General features: G+C 49.2%; 24 protein-coding genes. 15 read left to right on the top strand and 9 right to left on the bottom strand.

Translation table 11 applies throughout. The features are described from left to right. Positions 1 to 171 precede the first annotated feature (171 nt). The 4 genes from H6G50_RS06005 (at position 172) to H6G50_RS06020 (ending at position 3,357) form a co-directional block, all read left to right on the top strand. Complete coding sequence (locus H6G50_RS06005) at positions 172 to 348, top strand: hypothetical protein (RefSeq protein ID WP_190714278.1); 177 nt, start codon at positions 172 to 174, stop codon at positions 346 to 348. A gap of 54 nt (positions 349 to 402) precedes the next feature. Further along, the gene (locus tag H6G50_RS06010; RefSeq protein WP_190714280.1) at positions 403 to 1,362 is read left to right on the top strand and encodes a peptidoglycan-binding protein; all 960 of its coding nucleotides are present in this window, start codon (positions 403 to 405) and stop codon (positions 1,360 to 1,362) included. A gap of 168 nt (positions 1,363 to 1,530) precedes the next feature. Further along, entirely contained in the window at positions 1,531 to 2,460 is a 930-nt protein-coding gene (locus tag H6G50_RS06015; RefSeq protein WP_190714282.1) for a peptidoglycan-binding protein, read from the top strand. 132 nt (positions 2,461 to 2,592) lie between these two features. Beyond that, entirely contained in the window at positions 2,593 to 3,357 is a 765-nt protein-coding gene (locus H6G50_RS06020; protein ID WP_190714283.1) for a peptidoglycan-binding protein, read from the top strand. A 211-nt stretch (positions 3,358 to 3,568) separates the two neighbouring features. Here the strand turns inward: H6G50_RS06020 and sigC are convergent, their stop codons facing one another. Then, positions 3,569 to 4,837, bottom strand: coding sequence for an RNA polymerase sigma factor SigC (gene sigC, locus H6G50_RS06025; RefSeq protein WP_199302730.1), 1,269 nt, complete (start codon positions 4,835 to 4,837; stop codon positions 3,569 to 3,571). A 403-nt stretch (positions 4,838 to 5,240) separates the two neighbouring features. On the opposite strand from sigC, the gene carA reads away from it, so the two are divergent. From carA to H6G50_RS06050, 6 genes are all read left to right on the top strand, one after another. Then, positions 5,241 to 6,383 carry a glutamine-hydrolyzing carbamoyl-phosphate synthase small subunit gene (gene carA / locus H6G50_RS06030; RefSeq protein WP_190714285.1) on the top strand — a complete coding sequence of 381 codons (1,143 nt, stop codon included), beginning with the start codon at positions 5,241 to 5,243 and terminating at the stop codon, positions 6,381 to 6,383. A 152-nt stretch (positions 6,384 to 6,535) separates the two neighbouring features. After that, a complete protein-coding gene (locus tag H6G50_RS06035; protein ID WP_347239894.1) occupies positions 6,536 to 6,892 on the top strand; it encodes an STAS domain-containing protein in 357 nt (118 codons plus the stop codon). Between the two features lie 14 nt (positions 6,893 to 6,906). Beyond that, positions 6,907 to 7,041: a hypothetical protein gene (locus tag H6G50_RS24380; protein WP_277882669.1), complete on the top strand. Its 135-nt coding sequence runs from the start codon at positions 6,907 to 6,909 to the stop codon at positions 7,039 to 7,041. Between the two features lie 5 nt (positions 7,042 to 7,046). Continuing rightward, positions 7,047 to 7,502, top strand: coding sequence for a ribonuclease III domain-containing protein (locus H6G50_RS06040; protein ID WP_190714287.1), 456 nt, complete (start codon positions 7,047 to 7,049; stop codon positions 7,500 to 7,502). A gap of 34 nt (positions 7,503 to 7,536) precedes the next feature. Further along, positions 7,537 to 8,514: a 23S rRNA (guanosine(2251)-2'-O)-methyltransferase RlmB gene (rlmB, locus tag H6G50_RS06045; RefSeq protein WP_190714289.1), complete on the top strand. Its 978-nt coding sequence runs from the start codon at positions 7,537 to 7,539 to the stop codon at positions 8,512 to 8,514. Between the two features lie 84 nt (positions 8,515 to 8,598). Next, positions 8,599 to 8,895: a DUF1816 domain-containing protein gene (locus H6G50_RS06050; RefSeq protein WP_190714292.1), complete on the top strand. Its 297-nt coding sequence runs from the start codon at positions 8,599 to 8,601 to the stop codon at positions 8,893 to 8,895. 41 nt (positions 8,896 to 8,936) lie between these two features. Here H6G50_RS06050 and H6G50_RS06055 read toward each other — a convergent pair whose 3' ends face one another. From H6G50_RS06055 to H6G50_RS06080, 6 genes are all read right to left on the bottom strand, one after another. Next, positions 8,937 to 9,773 (bottom strand): alpha/beta hydrolase, encoded by an 837-nt coding sequence (locus H6G50_RS06055; protein WP_190714293.1) that lies wholly within the window; start codon positions 9,771 to 9,773, stop codon positions 8,937 to 8,939. 249 nt (positions 9,774 to 10,022) lie between these two features. Continuing rightward, positions 10,023 to 10,724 (bottom strand): DUF726 domain-containing protein, encoded by a 702-nt coding sequence (locus H6G50_RS06060; RefSeq protein ID WP_190714294.1) that lies wholly within the window; start codon positions 10,722 to 10,724, stop codon positions 10,023 to 10,025. Positions 10,725 to 11,112: 388 nt separating this feature from the next. Next, the gene (locus tag H6G50_RS06065) at positions 11,113 to 11,757 is read right to left on the bottom strand and encodes an HAD-IA family hydrolase (protein WP_190714295.1); all 645 of its coding nucleotides are present in this window, start codon (positions 11,755 to 11,757) and stop codon (positions 11,113 to 11,115) included. A gap of 14 nt (positions 11,758 to 11,771) precedes the next feature. Beyond that, on the bottom strand, positions 11,772 to 12,719 hold the full coding sequence (gene queG / locus H6G50_RS06070; protein ID WP_347239886.1) for a tRNA epoxyqueuosine(34) reductase QueG: 948 nt from the start codon (positions 12,717 to 12,719) through the stop codon (positions 11,772 to 11,774). A 20-nt stretch (positions 12,720 to 12,739) separates the two neighbouring features. Continuing rightward, positions 12,740 to 13,807 (bottom strand): glycine oxidase ThiO, encoded by a 1,068-nt coding sequence (gene thiO / locus H6G50_RS06075; protein WP_190714296.1) that lies wholly within the window; start codon positions 13,805 to 13,807, stop codon positions 12,740 to 12,742. Positions 13,808 to 13,921: 114 nt separating this feature from the next. After that, positions 13,922 to 14,182, bottom strand: coding sequence for a hypothetical protein (locus H6G50_RS06080; RefSeq protein ID WP_190714628.1), 261 nt, complete (start codon positions 14,180 to 14,182; stop codon positions 13,922 to 13,924). A gap of 448 nt (positions 14,183 to 14,630) precedes the next feature. Between H6G50_RS06080 and H6G50_RS06085 the strand changes: the two genes are divergently transcribed. The 3 genes from H6G50_RS06085 to tsaB all read left to right on the top strand — a co-directional run bounded on the left by H6G50_RS06085 (position 14,631) and on the right by tsaB (position 16,746). Next, complete coding sequence (locus H6G50_RS06085; RefSeq protein ID WP_190714297.1) at positions 14,631 to 14,834, top strand: hypothetical protein; 204 nt, start codon at positions 14,631 to 14,633, stop codon at positions 14,832 to 14,834. 94 nt (positions 14,835 to 14,928) lie between these two features. Then, entirely contained in the window at positions 14,929 to 15,888 is a 960-nt protein-coding gene (locus H6G50_RS06090) for an aldo/keto reductase (RefSeq protein ID WP_190714298.1), read from the top strand. Positions 15,889 to 16,116: 228 nt separating this feature from the next. Further along, positions 16,117 to 16,746 (top strand): tRNA (adenosine(37)-N6)-threonylcarbamoyltransferase complex dimerization subunit type 1 TsaB, encoded by a 630-nt coding sequence (gene tsaB, locus H6G50_RS06095; RefSeq protein ID WP_190714301.1) that lies wholly within the window; start codon positions 16,117 to 16,119, stop codon positions 16,744 to 16,746. A gap of 270 nt (positions 16,747 to 17,016) precedes the next feature. On the opposite strand, the gene cbiB is transcribed toward tsaB, so the two are convergent. Further along, complete coding sequence (gene cbiB / locus H6G50_RS06100) at positions 17,017 to 17,982, bottom strand: adenosylcobinamide-phosphate synthase CbiB (RefSeq protein ID WP_199302732.1); 966 nt, start codon at positions 17,980 to 17,982, stop codon at positions 17,017 to 17,019. A 719-nt stretch (positions 17,983 to 18,701) separates the two neighbouring features. On the opposite strand from cbiB, the gene H6G50_RS06105 reads away from it, so the two are divergent. Together H6G50_RS06105 and H6G50_RS06110 are read left to right on the top strand one after the other, a co-directional pair. Continuing rightward, entirely contained in the window at positions 18,702 to 19,289 is a 588-nt protein-coding gene (locus H6G50_RS06105) for a thylakoid membrane photosystem I accumulation factor (RefSeq protein ID WP_190714303.1), read from the top strand. Between the two features lie 174 nt (positions 19,290 to 19,463). Continuing rightward, entirely contained in the window at positions 19,464 to 20,615 is a 1,152-nt protein-coding gene (locus H6G50_RS06110) for an ABC transporter permease (RefSeq protein WP_190714305.1), read from the top strand. Here H6G50_RS06110 and H6G50_RS06115 read toward each other — a convergent pair. Further along, a complete protein-coding gene (locus tag H6G50_RS06115; RefSeq protein ID WP_190714306.1) occupies positions 20,612 to 20,923 on the bottom strand; it encodes a hypothetical protein in 312 nt (103 codons plus the stop codon). The genes H6G50_RS06110 and H6G50_RS06115 overlap by 4 nt on opposite strands. Positions 20,924 to 21,316 lie beyond the last annotated feature (393 nt).

The raw sequence follows: 21,316 nt of genomic DNA on the forward strand, positions 1-21,316 counted from the left end.
ATTGCAATTTTCAAAGGATTGCTTAACTTCCTAAAAAGGCAGTGTTAATGTTGCTACACGCTATTAAAAAAACACCCTTATCGAAGCACCCTGAAATCCGCCGGAAAGCAGGCGATTATAAGGGACTTCATTATCAATTGTCCATTGTCAATTATCAATTAACCAGACCCTATGTATAATAAAGACACCGATCGCGACCTCTTAAATGCAGCTTTAACCGCCGCTTTAGGGGCAGGAATCGTAACTTCCTTTGCTGTTAGCCAAGGGCAACATCCCCTGGTCGCACTGGCTATCACCGCGATCGCCGCTGGGTTTGCGATCGCCTGTTACAAAGCCAAACTTTTCTAAAGCGCACCGCATCATAGCCTGCGCTCGACCCATTACCCCTTAAATCGAACGAGTATGATGGAAAGTTTGGTTTATCTTCAGCTTTGCGAGCTTAACGAGGCATCTTCCCCCACAACAAGCGTTCCCGCAAAAGCGCTATCAAAGTCAGCCGTCTTGCTGGCAGCAACCCTGTTTATCGGGGGTTGGGTAGGCGCAAACCCAACTTACGCACAATCGCTTTGGGACAGTGGCGATGAAGTACAACGCCTCCAATTTCGATTGCAAGTTCTCGGCTATGAAAACGTACAACCGACAGGCTTCTACGATTTAAATACGCAAGCCGCCGTCATGGATTTTCAGCAGAAAAATGGGTTGCAGGTCGATGGGGTCGTCGGTCGTACAACTCGTCCCATTTTATTTGGTAACGCAGCCGAAGATTCCTTCAGGAATAGCGCTGCTTCTAATGGCGACAGCCTTTCTGCTTTTTCCTTTCCTCCCGAAGGCGCAAATATTTCCTCCACGCTCCCACAATTTCCAGAGCCATTCCGCAACGAAACGCCCGCACCATCTACCGACTTCCAGCCAGAGCGACCCCTTTTGACTTCGCGCTTGTTTAAAGCGGGTTCTCGCGGCGAAGATGTTCGCATTATTCAGCGGCGGCTGAGGGAACTCGGTTACTATTACGACAGCCTTGACGGTGTTTACGGCTCAAACCTCACCAGTGCGGTAACGCGGTTTCAAAGCGACAGAAATCTTTGGCCGGATGGTGTTGTGGGAGAGAGAACGTTAGAAGCGTTAGGACTCTCCGAGCTTGGCGGTAGTAACGCTCGCGGCTATGTGGTTGTGATTCCGGGCGATACCAATGTGCTTTATACAGTTCAAAATCGCAGTGGTCTCTCTAACGCTCGCTTGCAAAGTTCCAGACGGGGCAATTTTGTCAACGCCGGTCAGTTTTCCAGCCGTCAGGAAGCAGAAAGTCTGGCTGCCCGTTTGCGAGGACTTGGATTTGATGCGCGGGTTGCCCACAACCCTTGATTTCGAGTCGAAACAATTCTAAAACTTTAGAAAAAACTGTTACGCGCCCGGAGTTGTGTTTCTTTGTCTAAATTTTAAAAGATTAATCACCAAACAATGCTCTCTGATAAAATTTAGGCGGGATCGTCAACAATGTCGATCGCATCGGCTATCACTACTACAAGGACTATGGATACGCTCGCTTATCTTCATTTAGCTCTGACCTACGAAGAACCCGTCCGGACTAACGAAACAACCCCCGTTTCCGGTCGCTGGTTTCTGGCCGCCAAGGGAAGGACGTTCGCGAAGCGCGGTCAATACTGTCTCTTAGCGCTGGGAACGGCTGTCGGACTGATTTATAGCGCTCCTTATGCCTTTGCGATCGCGACGAAAGGCGACCAAAATACTCAAGTGACTCGCGTCCAAAAGCGGTTACAAGAGTTAAGATTTTTCAGCGATGAACCAACCGGATATTACGGAGAAGTGACCGTAGAGGCGGTGAAGAAATTTCAACGCGATCGCGGTATCACTGCTGATGGTATTGTTGGCAAAGAAACAGAAGCCGCTCTTTTCGGTCGAGGAACTCAGAGCGACAATCCCTTCAATTCAGACAGTTTTTTAAGCAGTAACGAAAACCCAGCCGCTAATAAAGGTCGTAGCAAATCTTCCCGATACTTGGACGGACGCAAAATTCGCCGTCCGATTGTTCGACCGTCGGCCCGAGTGTTACCCGAAGCCACCGCACCCCAAGAAAGCTTTTTAAGCGAAACGCTCGAACCGCCGACAGGAACCGTAAAGGGAAATACGGACGCTAAAATTCAGCGTCCTCATCCTGCTCCGGCAGCAGCAGCAACTCAAGACGCGACCGAACTGCTGAAAGTCGGCGCGCGCGGCGAACGGGTTAAGGAATTTCAAGAAAAGTTGCAGGATGCAGGTTACGATCCCGGCGAAATTGATGGCGTTTACGGCCAGCAAACGAAAAAAGCGGCGATCGCTTTTCAACGCGCGCGCGGTTTAGAAGTGGATGGCATTGCCGGAGCGCAAACCCTGGAAGCGCTAAATTCTGCCCATCCCGAACCCTCCCAGCGCCTCTATCCTCGGAAGATTCGCAATTCTTAATTTTGACAGTATCGAGGCGCTCCTGACTCGATTTTATCGTTAAGTGGGGGAGCGATCGCCCTCTTAAATTGAGCGATCGCTCTTCCCCCCGCCCAGCAACCGAGCCAGACTCACTGTACCGAAGAATAAAATATGATCGGGTTGGTTTATTTTCCCCTAGCGCTTACCCTCGCCCTGACCGAAATATCGCAGCCCGCAAGGGTTAGCTTGCCCCAAGACCTTGGCACGCCCGCTCAAATTGTTCAAAACGCTGACTCCTACCTCGTTCAAGGCAGTCAAGGAGAAGCAGTAGCAGCGCTTCAGCAAAAATTGCAAGTCCTCGGTTACTATCGCGGTGTTATTAACGGCAACTTCGATGCCGCCACGAAAGAAGCAGTCATCGGCTTTCAGCGCGCGCAAGGCGTAGCCCCCGATGGTATTGTCGGCCCGCGAACGCTCGGCTTAATTATTCAAGCCCGTCCTCCCGCACCTGCTCCTAACCCGACTGCGCTCCTAGCAATGGGAAGCCAGGGAACTCGGGTGCGATCGCTCCAACAACGCTTGCGCTCCCTGGGTTACTATCGTGGCGCGATCGATGGTAGTTTCGAGGCAGGCACCAAAGACGCTGTTATTCGCTTCCAGCGCGATCGCGGCTTGCCCCCCGATGGTATCGTTGGGGAACAAACCTTTGCAGCCCTTGGCAATGCCGCTGCCGGAACCAGAGCCAACGCCCCGGCACAAACCTCTGCTAATCCTACCGCTCTGGCTCCAGAACGAGTTAGAGAATTGCAACAGCGATTGCAGCAATTAGGGTTTTATCGAGGCCCCTTGGATGGCTTATGGGGACCTGCTACGCAAACCGCATTAGAAAAAGCCCAACAAACCTACGGCGTGAGTAGAGCCGATATCTCTCAATAGCCAATACAGCAACAGAGATATTGGTGAGGCGCGATCGCTCGAAAACCGGGCGAATGGTATTCGCTCCCACCCCAATTATGTCCTAACTTCCTTAGCCAGAGCGATACCATAAAATTGCTATAAAATCAAGGGGAGTTAAATCTTTTAACTCCCCTTGATTTTGAATTGATTAAACTGTTAACGCTTGGTTCGCTTCCAAGCGATTAAGATTTTAGGTCAACGATTCGAGATAATCGCGAACGCGGTTGCGGCGTTTGGGCTGACGCAGTTTTTGCAGCGCCTTTGCTTCAATTTGGCGAACTCGTTCGCGCGACAGTTCCAGGGCGCGCCCGATTTCAGCCAGCGAATAGGGCGTTCCATTTTCAAGACCGTAGCGCATTTGGATGACATCGCGCTCCCGAGAAGTCAAATCGGCCAGCAGGTGTCGGAGTTCGCGCACCAAAGCTTCGCGCATCAGTGCATCTTCCGGAGAAATGCCTTTAGTTTCCAGCAAATCTCCTAACTCAGTATCTTGCTCCTTACCGACTTTAATTTCCAAAGAAACCGATCGCGGCACTCTCAGTAAAATTTCCCGTACCTGATCCGGAGTCATATCCAATTCTTTGGCAATATCTTCCGTTTTCGCAGTACGTCCCTTTTCCTGAGCAATCTTACGTTGCGCCTTCTTAATCTTATTTAACTTCTCAGTCACGTGAACTGGAAGGCGAATCGTGCGGCTTTGGGTAGCAATTGCCCGCGTGATCCCCTGGCGAATCCACCAATACGCATAGGTACTGAACCGATATCCCTTCGTCGGGTCGAATTTATCAACCGCTCGTTCCAAGCCGAGGGTTCCTTCTTGGATTAAATCCAGCAGTTCCAAACCCCGATTTTGATACTTCTTCGCCACCGAAACGACCAAGCGCAGATTCGCTTTGATCATATGCTCTTTAGCGCAAGCGCCTTGTCTTTGCACGCGCTCGATTTCGCTAGCGCTCAACCCTGCCAGTTCTGCCCAACGTTGCTTGCCACTGCTCAATGCCTGCTTGAGTTCAGAGACCTCTATTCCCAAAGCCATTGCCCAGCGTTCCCAAGAAGGACGGTGGCCCAGCTGAGATGCGAGACGGTCGTGAACCTCAATCGCGCCGACAAACTGCCCCATAACCTCGTCGCCCTTCTTCGCCGCTTTACGCCGCAATTCCAGCAAGTTCATGTAGCGCTGAATTTGCTGGGCCTCGGATACCTCTTCATCGCGACCGAGGAGCGGCACGCGACCGATCTCGCTCAAGTACATACGCACCAAATCGGTACTCGTGCGCCCGATCGGTTTCAAGACTCGCTCTTTGTCGGGATATCCTAAATTGGCGATCTCCAAGTCACTCAGATCTGGCTCCAGTTGTCCTACCAAATCGCTTAATTCGTTCGGATCGGTTGCTTCAAAACTTTCAGAGAACTGAGCGCGTTCGTCGTGGGTCTCGATGTGAAAAGATGTAGCTGGCATAATAAATTTAATATCTGAAATTCGACGGGTGACGACAGGGCTAGAGCGTAGAAGATGGGTTAATCGAAATACACCCCCGGGCAGAGAGAAGAAGCCAAAGGCTTCAACTCATCCCCACTTTTACTGAAATCTGTTGACCGTAATAAATAACCCAATAACCTAGAATCAAGGCTGCCAAGCGATGTTTCCGAGGCGCGTTAGACAATGGTTTGACCTCTACGTTTGAGTATAAGCATCTCTATCTTTAGGAGGAGTGACGTTGGTCAAAGGCATAATGCTATCTTCATCACGGCCCCCGGTGATTCCTGATATTTTTGAGGCAGAGAAAAATCAGAAGTTTTCCGGCGACTTCCGCGATCGCTGCTAGAGTAGTCTGTTGAGTTGAAAAAATCCCCGAAAGCTTATGCTAGTATCTGATGCTACGCCTGCCCTGTTAGTCTTAGCCGACGGCAGCACCTACCGAGGTTGGTCGGTCGGTGCAATGGAAACCGCTATTGGTGAAGTCGTTTTCAATACGGGAATGACGGGATATCAAGAAGTGATGACAGATCCGAGTTATTGCGGTCAGATTGTTATTTTCACTTATCCCGAATTAGGTAATACCGGCGTTAACCTGGAAGACGAAGAATCAAACGTCCCCCAAGTCAAAGCAATTATCGCCCGCAATATCTGCCATCGTCCGAGCAACTGGCGCTCTACCCAATCGTTGCCCGATTACCTCAAACAGCATCGCATTCCAGGAATTTATGGCTTGGATACTCGCGCCTTAACCCGAAAAATTCGCTCCGTTGGAGCAATGAACGGGGGCATTTCTACCCAAATTCTCGATCCCGAAGAACTCTTGCGCCAAGTCAAAGCAGCGCCGAGTATGGCAGGCTTGAATTTGGTTAAAGAAGTCACAACGCGAGAAACCTACGAATGGGTCGAACCTACCGAAAAAGAGTGGGAATTCCGGGCAGAGGGCAATGCCACCGCAGAAGACCCTCTGACGGTTGTTGCGCTCGATTTTGGCGTAAAGCGCAATATTCTCAAGCGCTTGGCGAGTTACGGCTGTCGGGTTATTGTGATGCCCGCAGACAGTCCCCCCGAAGCGATTCTGCAACATAATCCCGATGGTATTTTCCTCTCCAATGGTCCGGGAGATCCGGCGGCAGTGAGCGAAGGGATTGCGACGGTAAAAGCCTTATTGGAAGCTCAAAAGCCGATGTTTGGGATTTGTATGGGACATCAAATTTTAGGTCTGTCTTTGGGCGCAGAAACCTTCAAACTCAAATTCGGACACCGGGGCTTGAATCAACCGGCAGGTTTGAAGCAGCAGGTCGAAATTACCAGTCAAAATCACGGTTTTGCCGTCAGCGAAGATTCCTTAGCGCCGGAGGTAGAAATTACTCACCTCAATCTCAACGACCGCACTGTGGCGGGGCTTCGACATCAAACGTTGCCTCTATTTTCCGTGCAGTACCATCCAGAAGCCAGTCCGGGTCCCCATGATGCGGATTACTTATTTGAGGAATTTGTCAAGCTGATGCGGACTTCAAAGTCTTAAGAGGCTAGCCTCGTCATCAAGAAGCAATCTGTGTTTTTCGCTGACTTCCGATATTCCTTTTGGCAAAATCGTAACCGTAACGCAATAACGGTATACTAGAACATCGTTCTCGAAAACCCTACAAAGCTTAGGAGGGAGCTATTCCTGATCCAATTACCCTAACCGTCAGCTTGAGAGGAACTCGCGAGGTCAGGGAAAACTGTCAAATTTTTCGCCTGACGGGTTTGCTAGATGCCTTTTCCGAACCGACGTTTCGTCGCACGATCGACAATTACATTGATGAGGGACCTCACAATGTGATTTTGGTGCTAGCCCAAATTGATTTTGTCGATAGCTCTGGATTGGGCGCTCTCGTGCAGCTTGTTAAGAAAGCGCAAAGTAAAGGAGGAACGCTGCAAATTGTTACCAATCCTCGCGTAACCCAGACTGTAAAGCTCGTTCGCCTCGAGAAATTTCTGTCCTTACAACCCTCGGTTGATGAGGCGTTAAAAAACATCGAAAGTTCTTAATTTCCGAGCTTTTGATGTTTGAGAAAGATACCAGCTATCCGGTCTTTTACTGGGTGGCTGTTTTCACTGAAAGTGCGCTGAAGCGCTACAATCGAGCGGTAAGCGGGCTGGTGAAGGTGCTTGCTGAAGTTAAGCTGCAAGGCAATTGAGGCGAATGACAGAGCGTACAGTGTGGGGCATCTTGGAGCAACAGCAGATTGAGAGCGTTAAAGATTCGGCTTTGAGGGAGACTTCTGGTTCTGAGATCGACCGACTGTCACCAACAGCCCTCGCTTATGTGGGCGATGCGGTGTACGAGCTTTATATGCGAACGCGCTATTTGTTGCCGCCCAAACGGATTTCTGTTTATCATCAAAAGGTTGTGGCGCAAGTCCGCGCAGAAAGTCAGGCTCGTCAGTTGCGATCGCTCGAAGCGCATTTGAGCGAGGAAGAACAAATGATGGTACGTCGCGGTCGGAATGCGGCAACCCGCTGTCCTAACCGCCTCCCTCGCGAGATTTATCAGCAAGCAACCAGTTTGGAGACGCTCATCGGATACCTTTACCTGAAAGATCCTCAACGCTTGCACCAGTTGTGGGAATATTTGGATTTGGATTCCCCTGAGATTTAGTGATCAATTATCAGCTATTAGCTATCAATTAATTATGTCCGAGCGGCCAAGACAGCAAAAACCTCGCCTTCACTCTCGCCGTGGCGATAAGTTTGAAGGGTTCGATCGCGGCAGTCGGATGAAGCGCCGCCCCGCGAATTCCCTGAAAATTGAATCGCCGGTTCGCTCCAAACCCAAACCCAGCGATTCATCTCCCTCGTCTCCGGAACAAGAGGAGGGAGATTTGATTTTCGGTCGTCATCCGGTGCTAACAGCGTTAGAGAGCGATCGCCAATTTAACCGTATTTGGATTCTCTCAACATTACGTTACAATCCCCGATTTTATTCCTTAATCGAGCAAGCAAAGGCTAAAGGTTGCGTCGTCGATGAAGTGGATTCTCGCCGCTTGGGACAAATTACCCAAGGTAGCAATCATCAAGGGGTTGCGGCGCAAGTTTCGCCCTACACCTACTTGGAATTAGGCGATTTGATCGATCGCGCTAAAGCCAGCAGCGAACAGCCCGTTATCGTTGTCGCTGAGGGAATTTCCGATCCCCACAATTTGGGGGCGATTATCCGCACCGCCGAAGCCATTGGCGCGCAAGGACTAGCGATCCCGCAACGGCGCGCCGTGGGGATCGCTTCGACGGTGATGAAAGCGGCGGCGGGGGCATTGGAACATTTTCCTGTAGCGCGGGTGGTTAATATCCGGGCAGCCCTCGAAGAGTTGAAGGAAGCGGGATTTTGGATTTATGGCTTGGCAGCCAGCGGCGAGAAGTCTTTACCCGCTGTGGATTTCAGCGGACCGATCGCTCTGGTAGTCGGTTCGGAAGGTAAGGGCTTGAACCTGCTGACGCAATCCCAGTGCGACTTTCTCGTTTCGATTCCGCTAATGGGAAAAACGCCCAGCTTAAACGCTTCGGTGGCTGCGGCGATCGCACTTTACGAGGTTTACCGCCAGCGTCACGCCAACGCGCTTTATCTAGAAATTTGTTCGCAACAGACTTTAAAAAAACGAGAAGACAGAGTATAAATGAGAGGGAATCGCCGAAAATATAAATTAATGTAAAGCAAGGCACGATTGTGTCAAGTTGACGTTTGCATACTGGGGACAACCATGAAGGAAATGCTGATTAAGATTTTGGAATTTTTCGGATTGGCCTGGTGGGTAGAGATTGTTACGGATAGCCCCCGTTGCACCTACTACTTCGGCCCATTTTTAGAAAAGAGCGAGGCAGATACTGCAAGCTTGGGTTATATAGACGATTTGAAACAGGAAGGCGCAAGCGGGATATCCCTGAGAGTCAGTCGCATGAAGCCAGACGAACTGACGATTGCCGATGACTTGGGGGAGACTTTTGACCGCGATCGCGTCCCGGCGTTCGGCGGTCAACTGCCCCGTCCGTCGGTTTAATGCCAGAGCCGGAAACCCGACTCCGCTAAGGGAAACGCTTTTTAATGCCAATTCGCACTGGTTCGAGCAACCACTTCGGGATACGCTTCAAGCCATCCTTTAATATCTTGAAGGACAGTTTGGGGGATTTCCCAAGGAAACAGGTGCGCTACGTTCGCGTAGCTGTGCCAACAGCAGTTAGGGAGATGCTGCGCTGTCTCCCGAGAGGATTGCACGTTGATGTGTCGATCTCGTTCTCCGGCCAAAACAAGACAAGGGTTTTGGATAAGAGCGAGATCGGAAATACGGCTGTAACCTCGCGCCATCGCGCGATCTAAAGCCTGCTGAGCAAACTTCGAGGTTTGCAGGTAAGCTGTTACAGCATCAGAAGCGATATAACGATAAGCACTGGGGACTTGCTGCCCGAGCAAGTAGCGGAAAAGGGATCGCCGACCGAAGGTGTCAATGTTCCACTGCCAGCCCGGTACGATCCAGTTTACGATCCCAGCGATCCCCGTGTAAAGTAAGTCGATAGCATTGATTTTCGGATGGTCGCTCCAAGGACGGGCTGCCGTCGCGATCAAAATTAAGCCGGTGTAGCGTTGCGCCGCTCTTAGGGCGAGTTCGATCGCTAAAATTCCGCCCAACGACCAACCGAGAATCAAGCAGCGATCGATTTGCAGGCGATCGAGTAATTGCTCGATATCGTCAAGATGATCTTCCATTTCAAACTCGCCTTGACAGCGGCTATTTCCATAGCCTCGTAAATCTGGCGCGATCGTTTGGAAGTGTTGGCTTAGGGAATCCGTAAAAACAGACATCGTGCGGCTCGAGCCGGGATGCCCGTGCAGGCAAAGGATGGGAAAGCCTTGACCTTTAATTTCGACGTTTAAGTGCATCTCGTTTAAAATCAGAAAAATACTAAACTAGACGGACAAAGTTACAGGCGCTTAGGGCAGGTCGATTGGAGGTGAATTCGGCGATTTCAACCCCCAATTTTATCTGCCCGAAGCAATGGGGATGGCAAATCCGAGGAGGGCGTAAAAAATTTGCCCCTCCACTAGCTGTGGGATAGGAAAGCCCCGCTGTATTTAAAGGTTGCGGCAAAGGGTAATTTCCCAAGGCGGTTTTGCCGCGCGCGGTAGCGATTAAAACGCCCAAAGCTGCTGCGCGATAATCTCCTTGAGCGCCAGCATAAAGTTTTCCTTGGAATGTTTCGCTGTTAGCATGAGATCCGTCGCGTTAAAGTTAATAATCTGCGCGTGTTCTTCGCTAATCGGTTTTATGCCGCAAGGACTGCTCTCCCAATCTAAGATTTGACAGAAACGTTTGAGGATCAAGTCTTCATAATTGTAGACATTGATTAACTTACCCGAGAGCCGAGAGGCAGACTTTCCCCACTCCTTGGTGCGATCGCGCCGTATAGTCGCTGCTAGAAGAATAACATTTTGCAGTTCTAGGCAGGCCTTATACCAATCGTGCATTGCGTAGTAAGCAATGTAAGCCCCAAGCCCAAATCCTAAGAAAGAAACAGATTCTTCTTCGAGATCGCAAGTTAGTTTGGGGAGGAAGCTTTTACCAACACGCTTGGCATAGCTTTTATGCTTTTGCCAGTGCGAAATTCCCCCTATCCCCAACTCCGCAAAAGACTCCAGCGATACTTCGGAGTCTGACGCATCCCACCAAAGATAATAAATAGAACCCTGCCAACCGACTTGCCGAATTGCTTCCCGCCACTGAGTGCGATCGTCTTGACGATAAAGCCGTTCGGAGCAGAAGCCATCTATAAAGATCAACGCTTGTGGCGAACTAAGGGCGGGTTCAATTGGCACTAAATAAGGTCTTTCCATGTTGACCTAAAAGTAAGGGAAACAACCAAAGAAAGATATCTTCATAGGAAGAAAATCGATTTCTATGGCTTTAGGTTTAACATATACGGTTGTTTCATATCGAGCGTTAGTGGCACAATATCTAGCGATCTAGATCGCTGGTTTGCTGTGCGATCGCGAGTCAAAAGTGCCAGAGTGACTGATTCAGATAGGTTTTAGCTCTAAGCATTCCCGATCGCTTTTAGTCTATAGATTCAGGGATATGAAGACTCATAGTTACTTTTAAAGCGATTTTTCTAGGCACGCGATAGGGCTACCGTTCAAAATCGCTTAAACCTACTCTGAACTATTTTTTAATGTTTAATGTCACCCAATTGTACTATAGAGGGCTGACAAATGATAAGCTCGTTCACTGCGAGCGGAGTGTTGCGAGCGCGGCGACCAACTCTTGGGGAGTGCTAACTAAAAAACTGGGCTGATATTTAGCTAATACCTCTGGGGAATTAAATCCCCAACTGACCGCAACAACTGGGACATTTATTTTTTTTGCTGCCTCTATATCCCTGGTTTCGTCGCCAACATAGACAAATTGGTGAGCTTTTAAGTTATGCCGCTTTAAGACGGCCTTTATGGCTTTATCTTTTTGAAAAATCCCAGTCCCAGAATCAATAAAATCAAACAAATCGGTTAGATTATTCTTTTCAAGAAAAAATAGAACATTTTTTTTTGAATTTGAAGTTAAAATCCCCAATCGATACCCATATTTTTTGAGGTCGATTAAGGCCAAATCAATGCCTTGAATCGGAAGGACATTCGCGATCTCAGTACCTAATTCCGTTGTCACCTTCCGAAGTAAAAACGGAAGTTTCCAGAGCGGTACTCGCGCTTCATTCACAATCTCTCTGGAGCTTAAATGTCGCATTCTAGCGACTTCAGCTTCACCAATCGGTTGATAGCCAAATTGCCTCGATAAACGATTGACAATGTTCACAAAAGCACTATGAGTATCAGCAATTGTACCGTCAAAATCGAAAACAATTAACTGTACAGTCATTGAAATATAAATCGCTAAGAAGTGGGAGCGCTCTGTTGTGCTTTAAGATTAGCATAAGCGTTTCGTCTCAGCATCTTCGGTTTGATCCGTCGCAAAGCGGAAGCGGTGAAGCGCCGATCCCATTCTTCATCGGAAATTTCAGCGAGTTCGGCGATCGCGGGCGCGAGATTTTCCGGGTAAGGTTGAAACTCTGGAACATCTGTCTCGCGAGCAAAACGTTGATTCCAAGGACAAACGTCTTGACAAATGTCGCATCCTGCAACCCAATTTTCCAGGTGGGAAGCGATCGCGTCCGGAAGGGTATCGGCACGATTTTCGATGGTGTGGTAAGCAATACAGCGGTTGGCATCGACAACAAAAGGCTGAGTAATCGCCTGTGTCGGACAAGCTTCCAGACAGCGCGTGCAAGTCCCGCAATGTTGACTATGAGGCAGATCCGGACTTAATTCTAAATTGGTTAAGACTTCCCCTAAAAAAACCCAACTGCCGTACTCTCGCGTAATGAGGTTGCCATTTTTAGCAATCCATCCCAAACCCGCCCGTTCTGCCCAAACTTTATCCTGTACCGGCCCGGTATCGGCATAGTAGCGCGTTTCGATCCCTTCCTCTTGACTTTCGATCCACCGAGCTAAGGCTTTTAACTTTTTGTGCAAGACTTTATGATAATCGCGCCCCCAGGCATAACGGGAAATTTTAGCAATGTCGGGGCTGTTGGGGCGTTGGTGAGGAGTGTAATAGTTGAGTGCGACGCAAACCAAAGAACGCGCCTGGGGCCAACAAGCCTGAATATCCAAGCGTTTGGGGTTGTCCATCCAAGCCATATCTGCATGATAACCGAGGGCCAACCAACTTTTTAAGCGATCGCTGGGTGTCGGTTCTGCGGCGGTAATTCCGACTAAATGAAAGTCTAAGCGTCGGGCTTCTTCTTTAATGCGATCGCTATCTAATTTCAAACTCTTCACTGCTGGCACTTCACTTATCGCTACTGATTCAAAAACCGATCCCAACAAAAATGCTCGAATAGGGGATCGTATCTTTCCTCTAAAACGGCATCGGCGATTAAAGTCGCTGTGACGGGAGCGAGTAAAATTCCATTGCGATAGTGACCCGTAGCTAGGGTTAAATTCGAGTAAGGACTGTCTCCTAAAATTGGGTTTTCGTCGGGTGTAGCAGGACGGTAGCCCCACCAAGACTCTTCGACCGGAAAATCCCGAAGAATCGGAAACAAACGGATTGCATTCTCGAGTAACGTCGCTTTTCCTTCGGGGGTTGTCCCTGGGGTAAAGCCAACATCTTCTACTGTTGCACCCAAAACAATCAAACCGTCGCGTCGGGGAACAATATAAATTTCTTCGCCGAATAAAACTCGTTGCAGGGGTAAGTCTCGAGCGCTAGGAGGAACGCGCAGGGAGAGCATTTGTCCTTTAATCGGATAAACCGGTAGCGAGAAAAATTGACCCGATCGCGCTCCGGCTGCAAGAATATAGCGATCGCTCGTCATCTCGCCGTGGCTAGTTTTTAAAACTCTGACTCGCTTTGCGTCGCGCTCGATTTCTTCCACCGTCACGCCCTCGATAACCTCAACGCCGAGTTCTCGCGCTGCAACCTGCAAGCACTGCATCAAAGCACGGCGGTTATCGACTTGGGCATCCTGCGGATACCACCATCCTCCAATAACATCATCGCCCAAACCGGGTTGCAGTTGCCGAATCGTTTCGCGATCGCACCATTGGTTAATAGAATTCTCGACTGCGATTCCCTCCACTGGGGCGTAAACGGGCGCTAAGATGCCGCAGGGCCAGTATCCCGCATCCAACCCCGCTATTGCTTCTAATTTCCGGATCCAGTCCGCGTACATCGCGCGACTGCGAAGACACAACTCTAGCATCGGACTAGGCGGGATGCGTTCGGCTTGGGGGGCAATCATTCCCGCCGCTACAAAACCCGCAGCCTCTCTCGCATCGTGGCTGAGTACAGTGACAGAGACTCCGCGCAATCGCAATTCGATTGCAACGGACAAGCCAATAATACCGCCGCCAATGACAATCATTTTTTGTAAAGAACTAACAATCGAGAATCTCGATCGCGGATGAGTTTCACATTGAAGTTAGGACGCTTTAACGTTTAGCGAACGTCCTAACTCGGGTTAAATATATTGTTTGGCTTAACGCTCGGTTTGGCTCGGAGTCTCAGCCAAACGCCGTTGCTTTAAAGTTTGGAGTTGCTGAAGCAAGACTTCTACCTCGGCTTGGAGGTGAAGATATTTTAATTGCTGGTCGGCTTGGTAGGATTGCATCAGTTTAGTCAGATTGGGGTTTTCTAAAGTCGGCGCAACAGAAGCACCTCGGGCTGACAAGCGTCCGCCATTAGAGGTACTTTGACGATCGGAGTTTATTAAAGGACGTGCGCTTAATAGGGTTGACATCAGTTGCTAAATCTGTATTGAAGGGGTTTGTTAATAACTTGATATTCTAACCCGAAGTGTAAAGTTTTTTGTATTTTCCGATGCTTTCTCGAGGGGGTTGCAGCGAAGGGAGATCGGTGAGGGATAGTTGACTCAGACTGAGGTCGGGCGCATTTCGCTTCCCTCGCAAAAATAATTTATTTTTATAAAAACTTTGGTTTTTTTGCGATTCTGATTATTGAGCGACGGTGGGATTCACCTGAAATTGATTCGGCGATCGCGCGAATCGGCATTATTATCCCCCAAGCTGCGATCGCGATCGCATTAAAAACACGGACAGATCTCCGACTTGCGGTGCTGCAACTCCCCCCGGCAATGGGATAAAATTCACAGATCCTCCAGCAGATAAGTCACATCGGTTCTCCGATAAAACACGAATAATAGAAACATAGAAAGCGAGGTGAACGCCATGTCTAGCCCAGTCCAACTTATTCCCGGTGCCATTTCCGAACTCTTTGCCTCTGTCTCTGAAACCCAAGTTTTGACGTTAGGCGATCGTTACGGCATTATGGCAGCCCTACTCGACGAAACTTTAAGCGAAGAAGAACAGCGCGCAATAAACCGCTTGCTGAGAGGCGCAATCAAAGGACGCATCGAAGTCATCAAAATTTAAGATCTATTGCGGAAGGGTTTAATCTTTCCCGTATCACTGCAAAATCGCGCTCATTCTAACTACAGTTAAGAGAAGCTAAGTTAGGAACTCAGAAATGGAAACGCGACAACTCGGAAACTCATCAGTTCAAATTACACCCCTGATAGTAGGAACCTGGCAAGCTGGGAAGGCAATGTGGGCGGGGATTGAGGATGAGGAAGTCATTAAGGCGATACGTGCTGCTGTCGAAGCAGGAATGACGACAATCGATACCGCAGAAGTGTACGGGAGCGGGCATTCAGAACGCACGATCGCCAAAGCCGTTGCAGATATCCGCGATCGCGTCGTCTACGCCACTAAAGTGTTTGCCAATCATCTCAAATACGAGCAAGTTTTGGAAGCGTGCGATCGATCCTTAACAAATCTCGAAACTGACTACCTCGATCTTTACCAAATTCATTGGCCATCGGGAACCTGGCAAAGCGAAATCGTCCCGATTGAAGAAACGATGCGCGCCCTCAATCATCTCAAGGAACAAGGGAAAATCCGCGCGATCGGCGTATCCAACTTTTCTCGCGCCCAACTCGAAGAAGCCATGCAATACGGGCGCATTGATAGCCTGCAACCGCCCTACTCCCTCTTCTGGCGGCAGGTGGAAGCGGATACTATGCCCTACTGCATCGAACAAAATATTTCTATCCTCGCTTATTCTTCCCTCGCCCAAGGCATCCTTGCAGGGAAGTTCGGGCCGAATCCCCAATTTGCTGAAGGGGATCATCGCGCCAAAAATAAGCTGTTTAAACCGGAGAACTACGAACGGGTACAAGCTGCATTAGCGCAATTGCAGCCGATCGCAGAACGGAAAGGCTGTACCCTCGCCCAACTCGCCCTTGCATGGCTTATCACCCAACCCCAAGCTAACGCGATCGTGGGCGCAAGGAATGCCGAACAAGCCCTCGCTAATGTTAAAGCGGCTGAAGTTGAACTATCCGCCGAAGAGTTGCAAGCAATCGACGCGATCGGGCGTACTGTCACCGATTCCCTCGATAGCAATCCCGTCATGTGGGAATTTTAATTAATTCGTAGTTCGTAATTCGTAGTTCGTAGTTCGTAATTCGTAGTTCGTAATTCGTAGTTCGTAGTTCGTAGTTCGTAATTCGTAGTTCGTAATTCGTAGTTCGTAGTTCGTAGTTCGTAATTCGTAATTCGTAATTCGTAATTCGTAGTTCGTAGTTCGTAATTCATCACTCATCATTCATAATTCCCCCATTCATCATTCATCACTCATAATTCATAATTCACAATGTTTGCCTCTTCTTCTCAGTCGTCTGCCTTAGCTATCCATGCAACCGGCGCGCAACTCGGACTCGCGATCGCCGATTTTGGTGGTGCTACCCGCAGTCAAACCTGGGATTTGGGGCGAGACCTTTCCCAACAACTGCATACACATTTAATTGAATTTGTCAAACCAAAAACTTGGCACGATTTCAAATTTATTGCCGTTGCCAAAGGCCCCGGTAGCTTCACCAGCACGCGCATTGGTGTCGTTGCCGCGCGCACCCTCGCCCAACAACTCGAAATTCCCCTCTTCGCAATTTCTAACCTCGCCGCCGTTGCTGAGTTGAACTCGTCCGATGTTTCCACTCCCCTTGCCGTACAACTTCCCGCCCGTCGCGAACAAATTTTTGTTGGAATTTATCAAAAAGAAAAAGAGCGCTTAAAAACGCTTTTACCCGATACTGCAACTAAGCTCGATACTTGGCAAGAAAAGTTGAACGCTTTAGGAGAATATCGCCTCATTGAAGCGTCAGAAGACTTAGGCGATACTGTTACTAGCATCCTTGATTTAGCACTACGGGATTGGGAAGCTGGTTTGCGCCCTCATTGGTCGGAAGCTATACCGTTTTACGGTCAACATCCGGTTAATAATTGATAATGGGAAATGGATAATTGATAACGGGGATTAGGTAGGGTGGGCAGCGCCCACCAGTCAAGGCTTTCGTGTGTTTAGAAATGTACATTCACATTTCAAGTAACGCTAGACTTTTGAATGCCTAGAAAGGGGATGAGAGACTACGAATTACAAGTTATACCAGTTGAATATGACGTTGCACAGAATTGACTTCCCTCAATCTTTGGCTAAGATAATGGTGCGTTACGCTTCGCTAACACACCCTACTTTTGATTGTATGCAGTTTCACAATCAATTTAGTATTAAGAGCGAGCCGATCGCTAAACCCAGCAAAAAGCAATGGCGCGTTAACTTCAATGCGTCCTTAATAACTTGAGGGGAAATGGCGCGATCGCGGTTTCCTAAAAGTGGCTTATCCTTCACCACGCCCCCATAAACATTCCTGCCGCCCAATTGTACGCCCAAAGCAGCAGCATAAGCGCACTCACTCCAACCGGAATTCGGGCTGGGGTCTTGGTTTGCATCCCGACGGCACAATTGCCAAACTCGCCCGGGCTTGCCAGAAAGTAACGCGATCGCGGCGACCGTAAACCGACAAGGCCACCAGGTCAAATAATCTTCAAATCGGGCGCTAAACCAGCCTAAATGAGTATAAGGGTCTTTTTTGTACCCCACCATCGAATCGAGGGTGCTAGCGGCTTTATACGCGATCGCTAACGGCACGCTTCCCACGCCAGGAACCAGCATTCCGATAATCGCATAAAAAAGGGGAGCGGTTACGCCATCAACCGCATTTTCTGCGACGGTTTCCAGCACGGCGCGCAGGATTTCTGCTTCCGATAAATGCTCGGTGTCGCGGCCGACATATAAACTTAGTCGGAGGCGGGCGCTTTCTAAATCGCCACTCTCCAAGGGTTGTAAAACATCGAAAGCCGCATCGCGCAAACTGCGTCCGGCGAAACAACTCGCTAGCGCGATCGCGCTAACTCCTACCCCAACAATAGGATGTATTGCCTTTGCTGCCAAGATTGCGAGCCATGCAACCAACCCACTGCCGCCGATAATCCCCACCCCCAAAATAACTCCGGCAAAGCGTTGCTGTTGGGGGTTCCAACGTTGGCGCAGGATGAAATCGGAAACCCGCGCGATCGCATAACCCATTGCGCGCACCGGATGCGGCCATCCCCAGGGATCGCCGATGAGGTAATCGAGGAGGGCGGCGAGGATAATTGATAATTGACAATGGATAATTGACAACGTTAATAATGGACAATGGACAATGGACAACGTTCGGATCCGTTAATTGCTCTGTTGAGGTCTAGTCTTTTTTCGTTACATCACACCACTCGTTGAGCAGATCCGAACGAGCGAACTGATACCGTTCTTAGTCTTACTCGCCAAAGTCCTACAAAGGACGTGCAGAGAAGTTTCAGTTTAAAAAAATAAGGGCGTATTGGCTACGTCCTCTATTGGGGTTTCCATTCATTCGCTTTTCCCCGAAGGAAACAGGCTACCTTCTAAAACCCTTACGCTGACTTGATTCTACAGCACTTTTTCCTGGGATAGCAAATCGGAGCCGAATAATCGATATTATTTCTCAATAAGCAGTAGCTTGACCCCTTTCAAACCGTTACAGGGAGAGGCGGCCGGTGGATTCGACGACAGAATACGGGTTTCAGAGATATATAACATTCCACGATAAATCGAATAAAGAGAAGCAAGCGCGAGAAATCTCCGATTAATCGTAGATTATAATCTCTGAAGGCAAAATTGAGTCATTATTTGTAATTCATAATTCAGCATTCAGCATTCATAATTTATCCCCCTCTTCCTTTCAGCATTCATAATTCATAATTCATAATTCACACCCCCCTCACCACATCCCCAGAGCGAAGCCGAAGCGCCATCTCCATGTACATTAGATAGAGACCGATAGAGACACCACGCGGCACCGAACCGTTAAAAATTCGAGATTCATGCACTGGTTTAACTTAAAAAAATACTGGCAATCCTCATATAAACGCCCTTGGCTTGCCCTCCTATTCGCAGGACTGATAAGCCTTTCGTTCTTCGTTCCGCCCGCTTTCGCCACCTTAACCGACGATCGCTACGATGGAAATATTTACATGATTTATGCGGGTAACGGTTCCCTCGTCCCCTCAAAAGTCAGCCTCGCTGAATCGCTTGCGGCGCACAAACCCGCCGTTGTCGCGTTCTACGCCGACGATAGCAGCGATTGCAAGCAATATTCCATCGTCGTTTCTCGCTTGCAAGACTTTTACGGACGCGCCGCCAGCATTATTCCCATCGCAATTGATACCATGCCGGTAAAAGCGCAGTTCCAGCCCAACGAAGTGGGATATTACTACAAGGGCTTCGTGCCGCAGACTGTAATATTCGACGCTAAAGGGAAAGTTGTGTTTGATGAGAAAGGACAAGTCCCTTACGAGAAAATGGATGATGTCTTGCGAGAAGTGTTTAATTTAGTGCCGCGTACCGAGTCAAAAGAATTGAAGCGACGCACGGTGAATGAATTTAACTCTGAACTAACGCCGAGTTCTTAAAAAAGTCAACAAGACTTGTAGGGGCGGGTTTGGCTGAAACTATTGTTATGAGAGCGATCTAGAAATCAAAACCCGCCTTCCCCGCGTTCTATTTAATTACTGGAACCCCGATCGCGAGAATTAAGTCCCTAAAAGCCTGCCTTTCCCTATCTCGACCTTCAACCCCGACAGACAATGAACTGGTGGCGAAACTTAAAAAAGAATCCGTTAGCTCGTTTTGGCGCGATCGTCCTACTCGTCCTTTATTTAGCGGTGTTAGCGGCCGATTTTGTCGCGCCTTATCCCGCTTACGACGATCCGGCCAATCCTGCTGACGATCGCTACGCCACTCTCGAAGGCGGTTCCCTATTGCCACCAACTCGGATTTATTGGAAAAACCAAAAAACGGGGGAATTTCTCGGCCCGCACGTCTATCCGACGACGCAAGGGCCAACACAACTGGAAACCGGCGATCGCGTCCTAACCGTCGATTTCTCCAAACCCTCGCCCCTGCGCTTGTTTGTCAAGGGCGCGCCCTATCAATTATTGAAGCTGAGTTGGCCGTTAGGGCCTAGGTTTGAGGAAATAACCGTATTTCCGGGAATTCCGTGCGATCGCCATCTCTTTGGGGCGGTGGGCGACGGGAGAATTAACCTCTTAGGAATGGACGAACAGGGGCGCGATCTCTTCAGTCGCTTGGTATTCGGCGGACGTATCAGTCTGAGTATCGGTTTGGTGGGGATCGCGATTTCCTTCCCGCTGGGAATGTTAGTCGGGGGAATTTCCGGTTATTTTGGCGGCTGGACGGATGCAGTGCTGATGCGCTTTGTGGAAGTGCTGATGACGATTCCGACGATTTACCTATTAGTGGCACTTGCTGCTGTCTTACCGCCGGGATTGACCAGCACGCAGCGATTTTTGTTAATCGTGACGATTACTTCGTTTGTGAGTTGGGCGGGTTTAGCGCGCGTGATTCGCGGTCAAGTGCTATCGATTAAGGAACGGGAGTTTGTCGATGCGGCGCGATCGATTGGCGCTAATCCCCTTTATATCGTCGTGCGCCACGTCCTGCCGCAAACAGCGACCTATATTATTATTTCGGCAACGCTTGCCGTACCGGGCTTTATCGTTGCCGAATCGGTGTTGAGTTTGATCGGTTTGGGAATTTCCGAACCCGATCCCTCCTGGGGAAATTTGCTGTCAATCGCGACAAATGCTTCGATTTTGGTCTTGCAACCTTGGTTGATTTGGCCGCCCGCACTGCTGATTATTCTCTCGGTTTTAGCGTTTAACGTTTTGGGCGACGGGCTGCGCGATGCTTTGGATCCTCGGAATTTACGCCGCTAGCGATCGCGAGAAAAACGAACCACTCGTCCCCCAACGGTACGACAAATGAAGACATCATCCGCCGTATCGATTTCGACAAAGCCTCGGGTTGTACTGTAATCTACTCCTACGACCGCGCGATTAATTTTGTGGCGTTTGGCTTCTGCAAGGCAAAGATCGGCAGCAGTAAGGTTAGCGCCAAGGGATTGAGTATTTGAGGTTGAATCGCTCGAAGATGCAAAAACAGCGCGCCCTATGGGGTTGCAAAATACTAGAGAGCCAAAAGAGATGGCTGCTAAGCTTAGGTAAAGAGTTTTGGCAGGTTTCATCGGCTCGGTCTCCGATCGCGTCTCTGTATTTTCTCTACATTGCCCCTGACTCGGTTTCCTAAAAAAAGTTGCAATCTTACGGATTGCGAACGACCGAATCGAAACTGCACGTTATCTTTACGTTTTATAGCGATCGCCAAGGCAGTGATGACAAATTTTGCTAGGGGCAAATGGCATTCGCCCGGTTTTCGACTGCTCGGATTGTCCTCACCGATGTGTCTATGGCTATAAATTGCAATTTGCGATCGCGAAACTTTAAACCTAAGATTTTAAAGTCTATTATCCTATCGAAATAAACATTAACGCCATGCCCTTTTTGCTTGTCAATCCTCTCAGAAAGATTGCCCCTCTTTTACTGAAGGATAACAATCGCAAGCCAGAAAAACCCCATTA

It is taken from the genome of Oscillatoria sp. FACHB-1406, from assembly GCF_014698145.1.
Taxonomy (GTDB): domain Bacteria; phylum Cyanobacteriota; class Cyanobacteriia; order Cyanobacteriales; family Spirulinaceae; genus FACHB-1406.